Below are 13,887 nucleotides of genomic sequence, written 5' to 3'. Positions count from 1 at the left end.
GCAGGGTGCCCGGACGTGGTGGGTCAGATGCCTCTGGTGCCGTCGATGCGTTCCCGCAGGAGGTCAGCGTGGCCGTTGTGGCGGGCGTACTCCTCGATCATGTGGACCAGGACCCAGCGCAGCGAGACCGTGCCGCGCCAGTCGTCGTGACCCGACACGTCCAGGTCCGGCGCCCCGGCCGCGAAGCGCTCGGCGAAGTCGACCGCCTCCCGCCACGCCTCCCAGGCCGTGGCGACGGAGGCCGCGTCGGGCGCCGCGCCGTCGAAGTCCCCGTCCGGGTCCTCCGCCGAGGACCAGAGCGGACCGGCGTCGTCCTGCCCGGCCAGCACCTTCCGGAACCAGCGGCGTTCGACGTCGGTGAGGTGCCGGACCAGGCCGAGCAGCGACAGCGTGGACGGCTCGACGGACCGCCGGGCCAACTCGCCCTCCCGTGCCCCTTCCAGGCCCGCGCACTTCAGCACGAGCGTCGCGCGCTGGTCGGCCAGGAACCCGGCGAGCATGCTCCGCTCGTCCCCGGTCGCGGGGCCGGAGAACCGCCGGGGCCCCGGGCTGCCCGTCTCGTCGAGGACCTCCGCGCGGCGCCGGGCGCTCACCACGCCCGCCCGCCGGTCGCGGGGGCGGAGGGGCGGGGCCCGGTCGCGCGGGCGGGCGGATCCCACGGCGCCCGGCCGTGCTCGGCCGTGTCCCTCTCGGCGTACGGTACGTCCCAGCGGACGCGCTCAACCGGCATGCCTGCCCTCCCCGTTGACGTCGGACCCATGCTGGCACGCGGTCGGTCGACAGGGAGGGGCGAGGGGGAGGTTCGGCCCGCGCGGGGGTGGTCGGACGGGTCCGGTCGGTGCCCTGGCGACGGCGCGGTCGACGGTCCGGTCGGTCAGGTCGGGCAGGTCGGCCGGGTCGGTTCGACCGCTTCGGTCGGGACGGTCGTCGGGCAGGTCGGCCGGGTCGGTTCGACCGCTTCGGTCGGGACGGTCACGTCGCGCGGGGCTGGGTGAACCGGAGCATGTTGCCGGCCGGGTCGCGGAAGGCGCAGTCGCGCACGCCGTACGGCTGGTCGACCGGCTCCTGGAGGACCTCGCCGCCGGCCGTCCGGACCTGCTCGAAGGTGGCGTCGACGTCCTCGGTGGAGAAGATCACGCCCCGCAGCATGCCCTTGGCGAGGAGTTCGGCCACGGCCTGGCGGTCGGCGGGGGAGGCGTTCGGGTCGGCGAGCGGCGGTTCGAGGACGATCTCCACGTCCGGCTGCGCGGGCGACCCGACGGTCACCCAGCGCATCCCCTCGAAACCGACGTCGTTGCGCACTTCGAGACCGAGGGCGTCGCGGTAGAAGGCGAGGGCCTTGTCGTGGTCGTCGACTGCGATGAAGCACTGCGAGAGCTTGACGTTCATGCGGTCGACGCTACGGCCGGGCGCGGGAATCCGCTTCTCCGATCCTGACCGATGGGTGGCGGCGCCCGGCCGCCGCTTCCACGGCCCGGGGCTCGTGGCCCGGCGCTCCGGTCCAGGGACTCCGGTCCAGGGACTCCGGCGCGGGGCTCCGGTCAGGGCTTTCGGACCGGCCGGGTACGGATCTTGGCGACGCACGCGGGGATGGCGGCGCCGTCCTCGTGGCGGCGGGCCCGGTAGGCGGACGGGGTCTCGCCGACGAGCTCGGTGAAGCGGGTGCTGAACGACCCGAGCGAGGTGCACCCGACGGCGAAGCAGACGTCCGTCACACTCAGGTCGCCCCGCCGGAGCAGGGCCTTGGCCCGCTCGACGCGGCGGGTCATGAGATAGCTGTACGGGGTCTCGCCGAAAGCGGCACGGAAGCTGCGGGCGAAGTGCCCGGTCGACATGAGGGCGACGCCGGCCAGCGCGGGAACGTCCAGCGGCAGCGCGTAGTCGCGGTCCATCACGTCCCGCGCCCGGCGCAGCCGGACCAGGTCCTCCAGGGTCACGCCCACCAGCATGGCACGCGGGGACGCGCAGGGCGACTATTGCAAGCAGGTGCTTGCAATAGTTAGCAATGGCTGGCATGGTCGGAGCATGGCATCGCTCAACGTCGGCAATCTCGGTGACTACCTCCGCGAGCAGCGGCGGACCGCCCAGCTGTCCCTGCGGCAGCTCGCCGACGCCGCCGGGGTCTCGAACCCGTACCTGAGCCAGATCGAGCGGGGGCTGCGGAAGCCCAGCGCGGAGGTGTTGCAGCAGGTCGCGAAGGCGCTGCGGATCTCCGCCGAGACGCTCTACGTACGGGCCGGGATCCTCGACGAGAAGGAGCGGGACGAGCTGGAGACGCGCGCCGTCATCCTGGCCGATCCCTCGATCAACGAGCGGCAGAAGCAGGTGCTGCTCCAGATCTACGACTCCTTCCGCAAGGAGAACGCCGCCGAGGCCGCGGCCGCGACCGAGGTCGTCGAGGCCGCCGCGGCAGCGGCCACGGCAGCGGCCGACGAGGCCGCCGCCCGGCCCGCCGGGGCGCGCGCCGACGCGCCCGATGCCGAACCACCGCTGACCTAGCCGCTCGCCGCACCAGCCACTCGCTCGTACGCCACATCCGGGAGGACCACCAGCATGGCCATCATCGACGAACTGCGTACCCCTCTCTACTTCGCCGCCGGCACCGCCGACCTCGTCGCGCAGCAGGCCAGGAAGGTGCCGGGCCTCATCGAGCAGCTCGCCGCCGAGGCGCCCGCCCGCATCGAGGCCGTACGGAACACCGATCCGAAGGTCGTGCAGGAGAAGGTGACCGCGCAGGCCAAGGAGGCCCAGGCCACCGTGCAGTCGAAGTTCGCCGATGTCGTCGGCGGTCTCGACACGGACCTCAAGAAGCTCGGTGAGACGGCCCAGGACCTCGCCCTGCGCGGAGTCGGCGTCGCCGCCGAGTACGCCGTGAAGGCGCGTGAGAAGTACGAGGAGGTCGCCGCCCACGGCGAGGAGGCCGTCAAGGCCTGGCGTGGCGAGGTCGCCGAGGACATCGTCGAGATCGCCGTCGTCGTCGAGCCGGACGAGACCAGGGCCGAGGACACGGCGGAGTCCGCCGACGCGCCCGCCGCCTCGGACGGGTCCGCCGACGCCGCCGAGGGCAAGAAGGCGCCCGCCCGGAAGACCACCGCCCGCAAGGCGCCCGTCAAGAAGGCGACCGTCGCCGCCGAGAAGGAGTAGGGCGGGCACCATAGGGGGTACCCGGGGCGTTGGAACGGGTACCTTGACCGCGAGGCGCTCTTCCCCTCTCTTCTCTAGGCGGTGCTCAGCATGTTGCGCGAGGGATTCGACTCCCTTCTTTCCCTGGTGATGTTCCTGATCTTCACCGGCTTCGCCGTCGCCGCGCTCGTCTTCGCCGCTCTGGCGCGCGAGGACGCGTACCGCGCCGCCGAGAAGCAGACGAAGAAGTTCTGGCTGATCGTCCTGGGCGTCAACCTCGCCCTGAACCTGCTGTTCCCGATGCTGTTCCTGCAGATCGCGGGGGTGATCGCCGCCATCGTCTTCATGGTGGACGTCCGTCCGGCGCTCCAGCAGGTCTCGGGCGGCGGGGGTCGCCGGGGCGGCGGTTCCAGCAGCGACGGACCGTACGGCCCCTACAACGGCGGCAGGTAGCCGACCGGTCGTACGACGGGACGAGGGCGGCAGGTGGCCGACCCGTCGACGACGGCCGGGGCCGGTGGCCGGTGCCACGATGACGACGGCCGGGGCCGGTGGCCGGGGCCACGATGACGACGGCCGGGGCCGGTGGCCGGGGCCACGACGAGGACTCGTGGCCGGGCCACGACAAAAGCCGGTGGCCGATCGAATAAGTGACCGACAGCGGGACCCGGGGCTCAGCCCCGGGTCCTGTCCCTTTCCAGGGCCAGGACCGCCACGTCGTCCGTCAGCTCGCCGCCGTTCAGCGACCGGACCTCCGTCACCGCCGCCTCCAGGAGCTCCTCGCCCCGCAGGCCCGCGGCCAGCTGCCGGTTGATCATCGCGACCATCCCGTCCTGGCCGAGCCGCGGCGAGCCGGGTCCGGCCGAGCGCCCCTCGATCAGTCCGTCCGTGTACATGAGCAGGCTCCAGGACCCGCCGAGCTCCACCTGGCGGCGCGGCCAGCGGGCGCGCGGCAGCAGGCCGAGGGCCGGGCCGCCGTCCTCGTACGGCAGCAGCCGGGCCGTCCGCCCCTGCCGGGCGATCAGCGGCGAGGGGTGGCCGGCCAGGCACAGGCCCGCCCGGCGTCCGTCGGGCGCGATGTCGACGGTGCAGAGGGTCGCGAAGATCTCCTCGCTCTCCCGCTCGTGCTCCAGGACCTGCTGCATCGTCGACAGCAGCTCGTCCCCGCACAGCCCCGCGAAGGTCAGGGCCCGCCACGCGATCCGCAGCTCGACGCCGAGGGCGGCCTCGTCGGGGCCGTGCCCGCAGACGTCGCCGATCATGGCGTGGACGGTGCCGTCGGGCGTACGCACCGTGTCGTAGAAGTCGCCGCCGAGCAGGGCGCGCGAGCGGCCGGGGCGGTAGCGGGCGGCGAACCGCAGGTCGGAGCCCTCCAGGAGGGGTGTGGGGAGCAGGCCGCGTTCGAGGCGGGCGTTCTCCTGGGCCCTGAGCCGGGATTCGGCCAGCTTGACCTGGACGGCGTCGGCCCGCTTGCGCTCGACCGCGTACCGGATGGCCCGGCTGAGCAGGCGCCCGTCGAGTTCCTCGCGGAAGAGGTGGTCCTGGGCCCCGACGCGTACCGCCTCGGCCGCCAGCTCCGCGTCGGCGGAGGCCGCGAGGGCGAGGACGGCGTGGCGCGGGGCGAGGCGCAGGATGTGCCGCAGCGGGGCGAGCGGGTCGTCGCCGGCGGCGGCCCGGGGGCCGGGCAGGGAGAGGTCGACGAGGACACAGTGGACGTCGTCGGTGAGGAGCCGCTCGGCCTCGGTGAGGTTGCGGGCGGTACGGATGCGGACCCGGGTGCCGGCGGCGTCCGCCGCGTCGAGGAGTTCGGGCACGGCGAGGGAACCCGCCGGGTCGTCCTCGACGACCAGGAGAGTGAGATCGGTGCGGTCGGTGCCGGTGACTGTGCCTGTCATAGCGGTGGCGTCCATGGCGGTGGCGTCCGTAGCGGTGGCTTCGCCGGGTCCCGCATCGGCAGAGACGTTTCTCTGCCGCGGTGGGGATACGGGCATCGGTCCGGGTTTCCTTCCCTCCCCCCGAGGGTGCGCAGGGCGCCGGGTGGCGCCCCGCCCGTCCCGGACCATAGCGGTAGGGCGGTGCGCAGCGGAATGGTGGTCAGGGGGCGGGCGGTCGCGTCGGTGTTGGCATATGCCGCGGAAGGGGAGGTACTTGCCCCCGGAGGGCCGACCGGGCGGCCCCGGGGCAATGAGAAAGGTCACGCCGGGTGAGGTTTCCCGGTTCCGCTTCGGCGCGTGGACTCCGTCACGTCGCCGCCGTCCCCGCCCCTTGAAGCCGGGGCATCCCACGTTCGGTGCGGTCCGGTCAGGTGCCTGCGCGGTCCGTCCTGGTGCGGCGCCGTCCGGTCCGGTTTGGTACGGCGCCGTCCGGTCCGGTGCATCGCCGGCGGCGGCGTCGTCGTTCCGTCCTCGCGCCGGGCGGGGCGGCCCACGTGACTCCGTCACATCGGGCGGACGACTCCCAGGATCTCCATCGAGCCCGCCCCCGCGAGCGTGATGTTCCGGCCCGGACGCGGCGCGTGCACGATCGTGCCCTTGCCGACGTACATCCCGATGTGGCTCGCGTCCTTGAAGTAGACGATCAGGTCGCCCGGCTTCATGTCCTTGATGTCCACGCGGGGCAGCAGGCGCCACTGCTCCTGCGAGGTGCGCGGGATCGGCCGCCCCGCCGAGGCCCACGCGCTCTGGGTCAGGCCCGAGCAGTCGTACGCGCGCGGACCCTCGTCCCCCCACCCGTACGGCTTGCCGATCTGGGCCGTGGCGTACGCGATCGCCTTCTCGGCCTCCGGCGTCGCGTCCGCCGTCAGGCCGGTGAGGGCACCGGTGCCGAGCCAGGTCGTCTGGGCCTTCTGCTGCGCCTGCTCCTCAAGGCGCCGCAGCCGCTCCCGCTCCTCGGCGGCGAGTTCGGACTCCAGCTTCTTGGCCGCGGCGATCTTGTCGTTGATCTCCTTCTTTGCCGCGGCCTGCCGCACGCGGTTGGCCTCCAGCCGCGTCCAGTTGACGCCCGCCTCCTTGGCGTAGACGTCCAACTGGGCCTGGGTGCGGGTCATCTCACCGAGGAGGTCCGTGGTGGCCTTCGCCCCGTCCTTGAGGCGTCCGGCGGCGTCGAGGAAGAGCTGCGGGTCGTTCGTGAGGACGAGCCGCGCGCCGTCGGGCAGTCCGCCGTTGCGGTACTGGGCACGGGCGGCGGCGCCGGCCTTGGCCTTGAGGTCCTCGATCTTCTCGCGGCCCTCCACGATCATCCGGGCGACCCGGACGATCTCCGCGGACTGCTCCTTGGTCCTCTCCTCCGCGAGGTTGTACGCGTCGGTGGCGACCGCGGCCTGCCGGTACAGGGTGTCCATCTCCTTGCGCACCTCCTCCAGGCTCTTCTTCGGAGGGGAGGGCGGCAGGGGCGCGGCGGCGGCCTGGAGGGTCAGTGCGGGAGAGGCCAGCACGGTCAGGGCGCAGATCACGGTGATCGCGGCGGTGGCGTGGCGGCGTCTGTTCACGAGCTCCCCCTCGAGTGACCACATCTGATTTACCGTCAGTAACTTGGCGGTGACCTTGGCGATAGTGCCATGCGAAACCGCAAAGCGACAGGGGAAACCGGGGCCTGTCGGGCCTGTTCCCCCCAGGGGGGACGAGCGATGTGCGCGTGGCGTTCCCGGCGTACGGGAAATTCAGCGGGAGTTGGGGAAAGCGAGGCCCGCGGGGCCACAACGGGGAAGCGGCCTCGCACTGAGACGCCGACGCCGCGGCCCTCCGTCCGAGGTGTCGGCGCCACGGGGGTACGGCTCCGCCCGAGGTGTCGGCGCCACGGGGGTACGGCTCCTCCAGAGGAGCCACCGCCGGAGGTACGGCTCCGCCGGAGGTACGGCTCCGCCCGAGGAGCCGGCGCACCGGGGGGCTGCCCCCTCACCCCCGAGGTGCCAGCGCCTCCCACCGCACCGTCAGCTCGCCCTGGCGCCACCGTCGGGGGCCGTCCGTCAGCGGCCAGTCCGCCGCCAGGTCGCGGGCGGCGCGGATCCACCGCTGCCGCGCGCCGAGCGAGGCGTACGGGGCGGCCGCCGCCCACGCCCGGTCGAAGTCCCGCAGGAACGCGTGCACCGGCTCGCCCGGCACGTTGCGGTGGATCAGCGCCTTCGGCAGCCGCTCCGCGAGGTCCGAGGGGCGCTCCAGGGAGCCGAGCCGGGTCGCGAAGGTCACGGTGCGCGGCCCGCTCCGGTCGAGCGCCACCCACACGTGCCGGCGCCCGATCTCGTCGCAGGTGCCCTCCACGAGCAGCCCGCCGGGGGCGAGCCGCCCGCACAGCCGGTTCCAGACGGCCGCGACCTGCTCCTCGTCGTACTGGCGGAGCACGTTCGCCGCGCGGATGAGGTGGACCTCGCCGGGGACCGGCACCTCGAAGCCGCCGTGCAGGAAGGAGAGGCCCTCGTGTTCGTACGGCTTGGCGGCCTCGACGCGGGCGGGTTCGATCTCGATGCCGTAGAGGCGGGTGCGGGGTTCGGCGGTCCGCAGCCGGGCGAGGAGTTCGACGGCGGTCCAGGGGGCGGCCCCGTATCCGAGGTCCACGGCGAGCGGCGGCTCGGGGGAGCGGCGCAGGGCGGGTCCGTGGACGGCGGCGATCCAGCGGTCCATACGGCGCAGACGGTTGGGGTTGGTGGTCCCGCGGGTCGGGGTGCCGACGGGGCGGGTGGTGCGCGGGGCCATGCGAAGAGCGTAAGGGGTGCGGGTCGGGCCCCGGCCGGGGAGCGCGGCGGCCCGGGGGCCTCGCCGTCACCCGCGGGCCCTTCACCCGCGCGCCCTGCCCACCAAGGGCCCGCCCGCCGACCGGGCACCCGGTAATTAATTGGCAAAGGGGCCCCCACGGTGGAAATGAAAGAGGGCATTCCGCTGTTGTCGGAGCCGGAGGGCGCACCACGTCCTCCCGCCGTCATGCCTGACGACACTGCCCTCGAGCGGAAGGACCGCCGACGTGAGCCAGTACGTGTCCCGGTTCGCCGGTACCCGGCACCGGCACCCGGCGCCGAGCAGGCTCCGGCTCCCCGGCCGGAACCGCACCCCGCGCCGCGTGGCCATGCTCAGTGTCCACACCTCCCCGCTGCACCAGCCGGGCACAGGCGACGCGGGCGGTATGAACGTCTACATCGTCGAGCTGGCGAAACGTCTCGCCGCCATCGACATCGAGGTGGAGATCTTCACCCGGGCCACGACCGGCGGTCTGCCCCCGGTCGTCGAGCTGACCCCCGGTGTCCTCGTCAGGCACGTCGACGCCGGTCCGTACGAGGGTCTGGCCAAGGAGGAGCTGCCGGCCCAGCTCTGCGCCTTCACGCACGGCGTGATGCAGGCGTGGGCGGGCCACCGTCCCGGCCACTACGACCTCGTCCACTCCCACTACTGGCTCTCCGGTCATGTCGGCTGGCTCGCCGCCGAGCGCTGGGGCGTCCCGCTCGTCCACGCCATGCACACCATGGCGAAGGTCAAGAACGCGGCGCTGGCCGAGGGGGACACGCCCGAGCCCGCGGCCCGCGTGATCGGCGAGACGCAGATCGTCTCGGCCGCCGACCGGCTGATCGCCAACACGGCCGAGGAGGCCGACGAGCTCGCCCGTTTCTACGAGGCGGACCCCGGCAAGATCGCGGTCGTCCACCCGGGCGTCAACCTCGACCACTTCCGCCCCGCCGACGGCCGCGCCGCCGCCCGCGCCCGGCTCGGGCTGCCGCAGGACGCCTTCATCCCGGTCTTCGCCGGCCGTATACAGCCGCTGAAGGCCCCGGACATCCTTCTGCGGTCCGCGGCGGTGCTCCTCGACCAGGATCCCTCGCTGCGCTCGCGCATGATCGTTCCGGTGGTCGGCGGCCCGAGCGGCAGCGGCCTCGCGAAGCCGGAGGGGCTGCAGAAGCTGGCGGCCCGGCTCGGGATCGCGGACATCGTGCGCTTCCACCCGCCGGTGGGCCAGGACCGGCTCGCCGACTGGTTCCGCGCGGCGAGCGTCCTGGTCATGCCTTCGTACAGCGAGTCCTTCGGCCTGGTCGCCATAGAGGCGCAGGCGGCCGGCACCCCGGTCGTCGCGGCGGCGGTGGGCGGTCTGCCCGTGGCCGTACGGGACGACGAGACCGGCTTCCTCGTCCAGGGCCACGATCCGGTGGACTACGCCCGCGCCCTCGGCCGCTTCGTGGCCGATCCGTCGCTGTCGGCCACGATGGGCGCGGCGGCGGCCCGGCACGCCGGCTCGTTCGGCTGGGACACGGCGGCCTCGGGTACGGCGGACGTGTACACGGCCGCCGTGCACGACCATCGGCTGCGGGAGAACCGCCGTCGCGTACGCTCCCACCATGGCTGAGGCTGAGGACGTCCGACGGATCGTCGAGGACACTTTCAAGGACGCGGAACTGGAGTGGGAGTCCCCCGAACCGGGCTCCTACGTGGTCAAACTCCCCGGCACGCGCAAGCTCTTCACGACGCTCTCGCTGCGCACCGGCCGCCACTCGCTCTCCCTCAACGCCTTCGTCATCCGCCACCCGGACGAGAACGAGGCGGGCGTCCACCGCTGGCTGCTCGAACGCAACCTCAAGCTCTACGGGGTGAGTTACGCGGTCGACGCCCTCGGTGACGTCTATCTCGCCGGCAAGCTGCCGCTCTCCGCGGTCACGCCCGAGGAGCTGGACCGGCTGCTCGGCTCGGTCCTGGAGGCGGCGGACGGCGATTTCAACACCCTCCTGGAGCTGGGGTTCGCCTCGGCGATCCGGCGCGAGTACGAGTGGCGGGTCTCGCGGGGCGAGTCGACCCGGAACCTCGACGCGTTCAAGAACCTGACCCGGACGCCGCCGCCCGAGAAGCCGGCCGACTGACCTCTCCCCGCAGCCCCGCCCCCCGGCGGAATCCTCCCGCGGAGCCCCGCGGAGCCCCGCGGAGCCCCTGCGGAACCCCTCACCACCGGTCCCTTCCCACCGGCCCCTCGCCACACCGCCGGTCCCTCATCACCGGCCCCGCGCCACCGGCCCCTTCCCGTCGGCGCCGTTGCCTGCCATGCTCACGCCCAACGCAGATCTGAACACCGTTCATGTACATGAAGGGCTCAGGTTCATGGCACTCAACAGAAGGCAGTTCGTCGGCGGTGCGGTGGCCGTGGCGGGAGCGGCCGGCACGACGGGCTTCTCCCGGCCCGCCCTCCCCGCCCAGCCCGCAGCGCTCTGGCGGGAGTTCGAAGCCGCCCCCTACACCCACCCCCAGATCCCCTACGTGGGCCGGGCCGGAGCCCACGCCGGAGCCCGCCGCGCGCCCCGCCCACCCGTCGTGGCGGACGCGCTCACCTACGGGGCCACCCCCGACGGCTCGGCCGACTCCGCGCCCGCCCTCAACCGGGCCCTCGCGGCGGCGGGGGAGCGCGGCGGTGGCACGGTCCTGCTGCCGCCGGGCTCGTACCGGATCGACGACTACCTCCGGATCGGCCACAGCGGAGTCGTCCTGCGCGGCGCGGGCTCCGGCCGCACGACCCTGCTCGCCACCCGGAACCTCACCGAGCTGATCGGCCCGTACGGCTCCCGCTACGGCGGCGACAAGTCCTCCTGGTCCTGGGCCGGCGGCCTGATCTGGCTCTCCCCCCGCGCCCGGCACGCCTCCCTCGTCGCGGCGATACGGGACCGGGCCTGGCCCTTCGAGGGCTGGACCGGCAACCGTCGCGACGAGTGGACCACGCTGACGGCCCTCCGCCCGGCCCGTCGGGGCGACCACTCGGTCACCGTCGAGGACCCCTCCGCCCTGCGGCGCGGCCGGCTCGTCGTCCTCCGCCTCGCCGACGACCCCGACCACACGCTCCTGGAGCACATGGCGGGTGGCGGCCCGGGCCCGGAGGCGTACACCTGGGACGAGAGGACGAAGCTGACCAGCTACGTCCCCTACGAGTGGCCCGTACGGATCACCTCCGTACGGGGCCGGACCGTGACCCTCGAACGGCCCCTTCCGCTCGACGTCCGCCCGGAGTGGGACCCCCGGCTGATCTCCGGGGCGGAGCCGCTCACCGGCTCGGGTGTGGTGGGCCTGACCCTGGAGGCGGCGGAGACCCCGCAGTCACCGCACCTGCTCGACCAGGGATACAACGGCGTCACCTTCCAGTGCGCGTACGACTGCTGGGCGGAGGACGTGGTGGTCCGCCACGTCGACAACGGCTTCGGGCTCGTCGCCGCCTCCGCCTGCACCCTGCGCCGTACGCGGGTGGAGGGACGCGGCTCCCACCACCCGTACTTCTGCCGCGAGGGCGCGCACGACAACCTGGTCGAGGACTTCCGCGTCGCCGCCCGCACCGTCCCCGCCCCGGCCGGGACCCAGCTCCACGGCATCAACGTCGAGGGCCTGTCCAGCCACAACGTCTGGTCGCGCGGGGTGATGGAGATGGGCACCTTCGACACCCACCGGGGCATGCCCTTCGCCAACGTACGGACCGAGATCACGGTCGAGAACAACGGCCGGCACGGTGGCGACGCCTCCGCGGGCCCGCTCTACGGGGCCCGGTTCGCCCACTGGAACGTCACGGTGACCAACGGCCGGGCGGGCCTGGTGAAGATCGACACCATCGCCCCGTACAGCGCGACGGTCGGCATCAGTGAGGTCCGCGAGTTCGACCAGACCGACGTCCCGGACTTCACGGGCGACCTCCACGCGCGCGTGGAGGCGTACGGAACCCCGGGGTCGGTCCGCCCGCGGAACCTGTACGAGGCCCAGCGGGCACTGGGCCGGGGGTAGCGGACACGCGGCCGGGGATGGCGGCCACGCGGCCGTGGTCAGCGGGCACCCGGCCGGGGTCAGCGGGTGATCGGGCCGGGGACGGCGGGGTCCCGGCTGCTCCGGTACCGGCCCGGCGTCGTGCCGAACTCCCGGCGGAAGGCGTGCGAGAGGGCGTACGGCGTGCTGTAGCCGACCCGCCGGGCGACGGCCGCCAGTGGATCATCGGTCTCCCGGAGCAGGGCGGCGGCGCGGGTCAGCCGCCACCACGTCAGATACGCCATCGGGGGCCTGCCGACGAGCGCGGTGAAACGGCGGGCCAGCGTGGGCCGGGAGACCCCCGCCTCGGCCGCGAGCCGGTCGGTGGTCCACGGGGCGGCCGGGTCGGAGTGCAGCGCGCGCAGCGCGGCTGCGGTCACCGGGTCGCCGAGGACCGCCGGCCAGACTCCGGCCGTACCCTCGGCCAGCCAGGAACGGATCATGTAGACCAGCAGCAGGTCGAGCAGGCTGGGCAGCGCGACGCACGAGCCTGGCCGCCGCTCGTCGAGTTCGCCGCCCAGCAGGTCGATGGCGGCGCGGAGTTCGGGATGCGCGCCGGGCCGGCTCGGCAGGTGGACGACCGGGGGGAGCTCCGCCAGGAGCGGATGGGCGTGGCTGCGGTCGAGCCGGTACTTGCCGCAGAGCATCTCCACCTCGCGTCCGCCGGACCCGGGCGGGAACGGGGGGAGGGGCGGGCGTGGCGGACCGCCGTCCCGCCACGGGCCGAAGGGCACCGCCCGTGCCAGCGTCGCCGCGTCGGCGGGCGCGTCGGCGATGACGTGCCCCGTCCCGTGCGGCAGCAGCACCGCGTCTCCCGTGCCGAGCGCGACCGGCGCGCCGCCGTCGGGCAGCAGCCAGCAACCGCCCTTCAGGACGATGTGGAAGCCGGCACCGTCGTACGGTTCGAGCCGCGCGCACCAGCGCCCGCCCACCCGTACGCGGTCGGAGGAGGGCCGCCCGGTGCGGACGGCCGAGATCGCGTCGCTGACCACGTCCATGGGCGGCAGGGTAGCCGCCCCGGTCGCATGGCCGGTGAGCGTCTCCCGTATCCAGAAGAGCCCTGTGCGCATTGAGAGGCTCAACCGGCCTTCCCTAGGGTCGGTTTCATGACCAACGAGAGCGCACAGAGCATCGTCCTGGGGGACGTCGAGATCCTCCGGATCGTCGAGTGGCAGGGGCCGTTCGCGCCCGCCCGCGGCCTCGTCCCCGACTCCGGGGCCGACGTGTGGCGGGCCAACGAGGAGTGGCTCGCGCCGGACCACTGGGCACCGGACACCGACAGCGCGGTCATGGCGCTGCAGACCTGGGTACTGCGCAGCGGCGGCCGGACCGTCCTGGTCGACACGGGCGTCGGCGACGGGCGCGAGCGGCCGCACTCGCCGCACTTCCACCAGCGGCGGGGGGACTTCCCCGGCCTTCTGGAGCGGGCGGGGGTCCGCCCCGAGGAGGTGGACGTCGTCGTCAACACCCACCTGCACGCCGACCACGTCGGCTGGAACACCCGGGACGACCGGGGCACGTGGGTGCCGACCTTCCCGAACGCCCGGTACCTCGTCCCGGCCGCCGACGACTTCCACTTCGGTCCGGGGAACGCGTACGGCGACGGCCTCCACGAGGAGGACCGGCTCGTCTACGAGGACAGCGTCGCGCCCGTGCACCGCGCGGGGCTGATCGATCTGTGGGACGGGTCCCACCGCGTCGACGAGAACCTCGTCCTGGAGTCCGCGCCCGGCCACACGCCCGGCTCCGCCGTACTGCGGCTCGCGTCCGGCGGGGACCGGGCGGTCTTCGTCGGGGACCTCCTCCACAGCCCCGTGCAGATCCTCGACCCCTCCCACGCCAGCTGCTTCTGCCTGGACGCGGACCGGGCGGCGACCAGCCGCCGCCGGATCCTCGAACGCGCCGCCGACGAGCGGGAGCTGGTCGTGCCCGCGCACTTCGGCGGCGCCGGTGCCGCCGAGGTGCGCAGGGAGGGAAGGGGCTTCGGCCTGGTGCGGTGGGCGGCCTACGGCACGGGGTGAGGGCG

At 73.8% G+C, this 13,887-nt stretch carries 14 protein-coding genes; 7 read left to right on the top strand and 7 right to left on the bottom strand.

The annotated features are described in order from the left end of the window. Positions 1-23 precede the first annotated feature (23 nt). The 3 genes from ACRRSS_RS33990 to ACRRSS_RS33980 form a co-directional block, all read right to left on the bottom strand. Positions 24-500, bottom strand: a complete 477-nt coding sequence (locus ACRRSS_RS33990) for a DinB family protein (RefSeq protein WP_435975494.1) — start codon at positions 498-500, stop codon at positions 24-26. 472 nt (positions 501-972) lie between these two features. Beyond that, the gene (locus tag ACRRSS_RS33985; RefSeq protein WP_435974833.1) at positions 973-1,389 is read right to left on the bottom strand and encodes a VOC family protein; all 417 of its coding nucleotides are present in this window, start codon (positions 1,387-1,389) and stop codon (positions 973-975) included. A 152-nt stretch (positions 1,390-1,541) separates the two neighbouring features. Then, complete coding sequence (locus ACRRSS_RS33980) at positions 1,542-1,937, bottom strand: helix-turn-helix transcriptional regulator (RefSeq protein ID WP_435974832.1); 396 nt, start codon at positions 1,935-1,937, stop codon at positions 1,542-1,544. A gap of 88 nt (positions 1,938-2,025) precedes the next feature. On the opposite strand from ACRRSS_RS33980, the gene ACRRSS_RS33975 reads away from it, so the two are divergent. The 3 genes from ACRRSS_RS33975 to ACRRSS_RS33965 all read left to right on the top strand — a co-directional run bounded on the left by ACRRSS_RS33975 (position 2,026) and on the right by ACRRSS_RS33965 (position 3,576). Beyond that, positions 2,026-2,499: a helix-turn-helix domain-containing protein gene (locus ACRRSS_RS33975; protein WP_435974831.1), complete on the top strand. Its 474-nt coding sequence runs from the start codon at positions 2,026-2,028 to the stop codon at positions 2,497-2,499. A 54-nt stretch (positions 2,500-2,553) separates the two neighbouring features. After that, entirely contained in the window at positions 2,554-3,144 is a 591-nt protein-coding gene (locus ACRRSS_RS33970; protein ID WP_435974830.1) for a hypothetical protein, read from the top strand. A 90-nt stretch (positions 3,145-3,234) separates the two neighbouring features. Further along, a complete protein-coding gene (locus ACRRSS_RS33965; RefSeq protein WP_435974829.1) occupies positions 3,235-3,576 on the top strand; it encodes a DUF2516 family protein in 342 nt (113 codons plus the stop codon). A 221-nt stretch (positions 3,577-3,797) separates the two neighbouring features. Here ACRRSS_RS33965 and ACRRSS_RS33960 read toward each other — a convergent pair whose 3' ends face one another. The 3 genes from ACRRSS_RS33960 to ACRRSS_RS33950 form a co-directional block, all read right to left on the bottom strand. After that, entirely contained in the window at positions 3,798-5,033 is a 1,236-nt protein-coding gene (locus tag ACRRSS_RS33960; RefSeq protein ID WP_435974828.1) for a PP2C family protein-serine/threonine phosphatase, read from the bottom strand. 527 nt (positions 5,034-5,560) lie between these two features. Continuing rightward, on the bottom strand, positions 5,561-6,610 hold the full coding sequence (locus ACRRSS_RS33955) for a C40 family peptidase (protein ID WP_435974827.1): 1,050 nt from the start codon (positions 6,608-6,610) through the stop codon (positions 5,561-5,563). A 406-nt stretch (positions 6,611-7,016) separates the two neighbouring features. Then, a complete protein-coding gene (locus ACRRSS_RS33950; protein ID WP_435974826.1) occupies positions 7,017-7,811 on the bottom strand; it encodes a class I SAM-dependent methyltransferase in 795 nt (264 codons plus the stop codon). 265 nt (positions 7,812-8,076) lie between these two features. Here ACRRSS_RS33950 and mshA point away from each other — a divergent pair, with 265 nt between their 5' ends. The 3 genes from mshA to ACRRSS_RS33935 all read left to right on the top strand — a co-directional run bounded on the left by mshA (position 8,077) and on the right by ACRRSS_RS33935 (position 11,843). Further along, positions 8,077-9,444 carry a D-inositol-3-phosphate glycosyltransferase gene (gene mshA, locus ACRRSS_RS33945; protein ID WP_435974825.1) on the top strand — a complete coding sequence of 456 codons (1,368 nt, stop codon included), beginning with the start codon at positions 8,077-8,079 and terminating at the stop codon, positions 9,442-9,444. Continuing rightward, complete coding sequence (locus ACRRSS_RS33940; protein ID WP_435974824.1) at positions 9,437-9,952, top strand: YbjN domain-containing protein; 516 nt, start codon at positions 9,437-9,439, stop codon at positions 9,950-9,952. The genes mshA and ACRRSS_RS33940 overlap by 8 nt, the downstream gene beginning before the upstream one ends. A gap of 235 nt (positions 9,953-10,187) precedes the next feature. Continuing rightward, entirely contained in the window at positions 10,188-11,843 is a 1,656-nt protein-coding gene (locus tag ACRRSS_RS33935) for a glycosyl hydrolase family 28-related protein (protein ID WP_435974823.1), read from the top strand. 59 nt (positions 11,844-11,902) lie between these two features. Here ACRRSS_RS33935 and ACRRSS_RS33930 read toward each other — a convergent pair whose 3' ends face one another. Continuing rightward, a complete protein-coding gene (locus ACRRSS_RS33930) occupies positions 11,903-12,859 on the bottom strand; it encodes an AraC family transcriptional regulator (protein ID WP_435974822.1) in 957 nt (318 codons plus the stop codon). A 108-nt stretch (positions 12,860-12,967) separates the two neighbouring features. Between ACRRSS_RS33930 and ACRRSS_RS33925 the strand changes: the two genes are divergently transcribed. Further along, the gene (locus ACRRSS_RS33925) at positions 12,968-13,882 is read left to right on the top strand and encodes an MBL fold metallo-hydrolase (protein WP_435974821.1); all 915 of its coding nucleotides are present in this window, start codon (positions 12,968-12,970) and stop codon (positions 13,880-13,882) included. The last annotated feature ends 5 nt before the right edge of the window (positions 13,883-13,887 follow it).

Origin of the sequence: Streptomyces sp. Qhu_M48, assembly GCF_051305195.1 — a bacterium.
In the GTDB taxonomy this organism is placed as follows: domain Bacteria; phylum Actinomycetota; class Actinomycetes; order Streptomycetales; family Streptomycetaceae; genus Streptomyces.
Note: the sequence above shows the minus strand (reverse complement) of the source record. Positions and strands in the feature narration are given on the sequence as shown.

What these genes read in the sequence shown, in the direction of transcription:
- ACRRSS_RS33990 (WP_435975494.1), bottom strand. Translation starts at nt 500, where the DNA reads ATGCTCGCCGGGTTCCTGGCCGACCAGCGCGCGACGCTCGTGCTGAAG.
- ACRRSS_RS33985 (WP_435974833.1), bottom strand. Translation starts at nt 1,389, where the DNA reads ATGAACGTCAAGCTCTCGCAGTGCTTCATCGCAGTCGACGACCACGAC.
- ACRRSS_RS33975 (WP_435974831.1), top strand. Translation starts at nt 2,026, where the DNA reads ATGGCATCGCTCAACGTCGGCAATCTCGGTGACTACCTCCGCGAGCAG.
- ACRRSS_RS33970 (WP_435974830.1), top strand. Translation starts at nt 2,554, where the DNA reads ATGGCCATCATCGACGAACTGCGTACCCCTCTCTACTTCGCCGCCGGC.
- ACRRSS_RS33965 (WP_435974829.1), top strand. Translation starts at nt 3,235, where the DNA reads ATGTTGCGCGAGGGATTCGACTCCCTTCTTTCCCTGGTGATGTTCCTG.
- ACRRSS_RS33960 (WP_435974828.1), bottom strand. Translation starts at nt 5,033, where the DNA reads ATGGACGCCACCGCTATGACAGGCACAGTCACCGGCACCGACCGCACC.
- ACRRSS_RS33950 (WP_435974826.1), bottom strand. Translation starts at nt 7,811, where the DNA reads ATGGCCCCGCGCACCACCCGCCCCGTCGGCACCCCGACCCGCGGGACC.
- ACRRSS_RS33940 (WP_435974824.1), top strand. Translation starts at nt 9,437, where the DNA reads ATGGCTGAGGCTGAGGACGTCCGACGGATCGTCGAGGACACTTTCAAG.
- ACRRSS_RS33935 (WP_435974823.1), top strand. Translation starts at nt 10,188, where the DNA reads ATGGCACTCAACAGAAGGCAGTTCGTCGGCGGTGCGGTGGCCGTGGCG.
- ACRRSS_RS33930 (WP_435974822.1), bottom strand. Translation starts at nt 12,859, where the DNA reads ATGGACGTGGTCAGCGACGCGATCTCGGCCGTCCGCACCGGGCGGCCC.
- ACRRSS_RS33925 (WP_435974821.1), top strand. Translation starts at nt 12,968, where the DNA reads ATGACCAACGAGAGCGCACAGAGCATCGTCCTGGGGGACGTCGAGATC.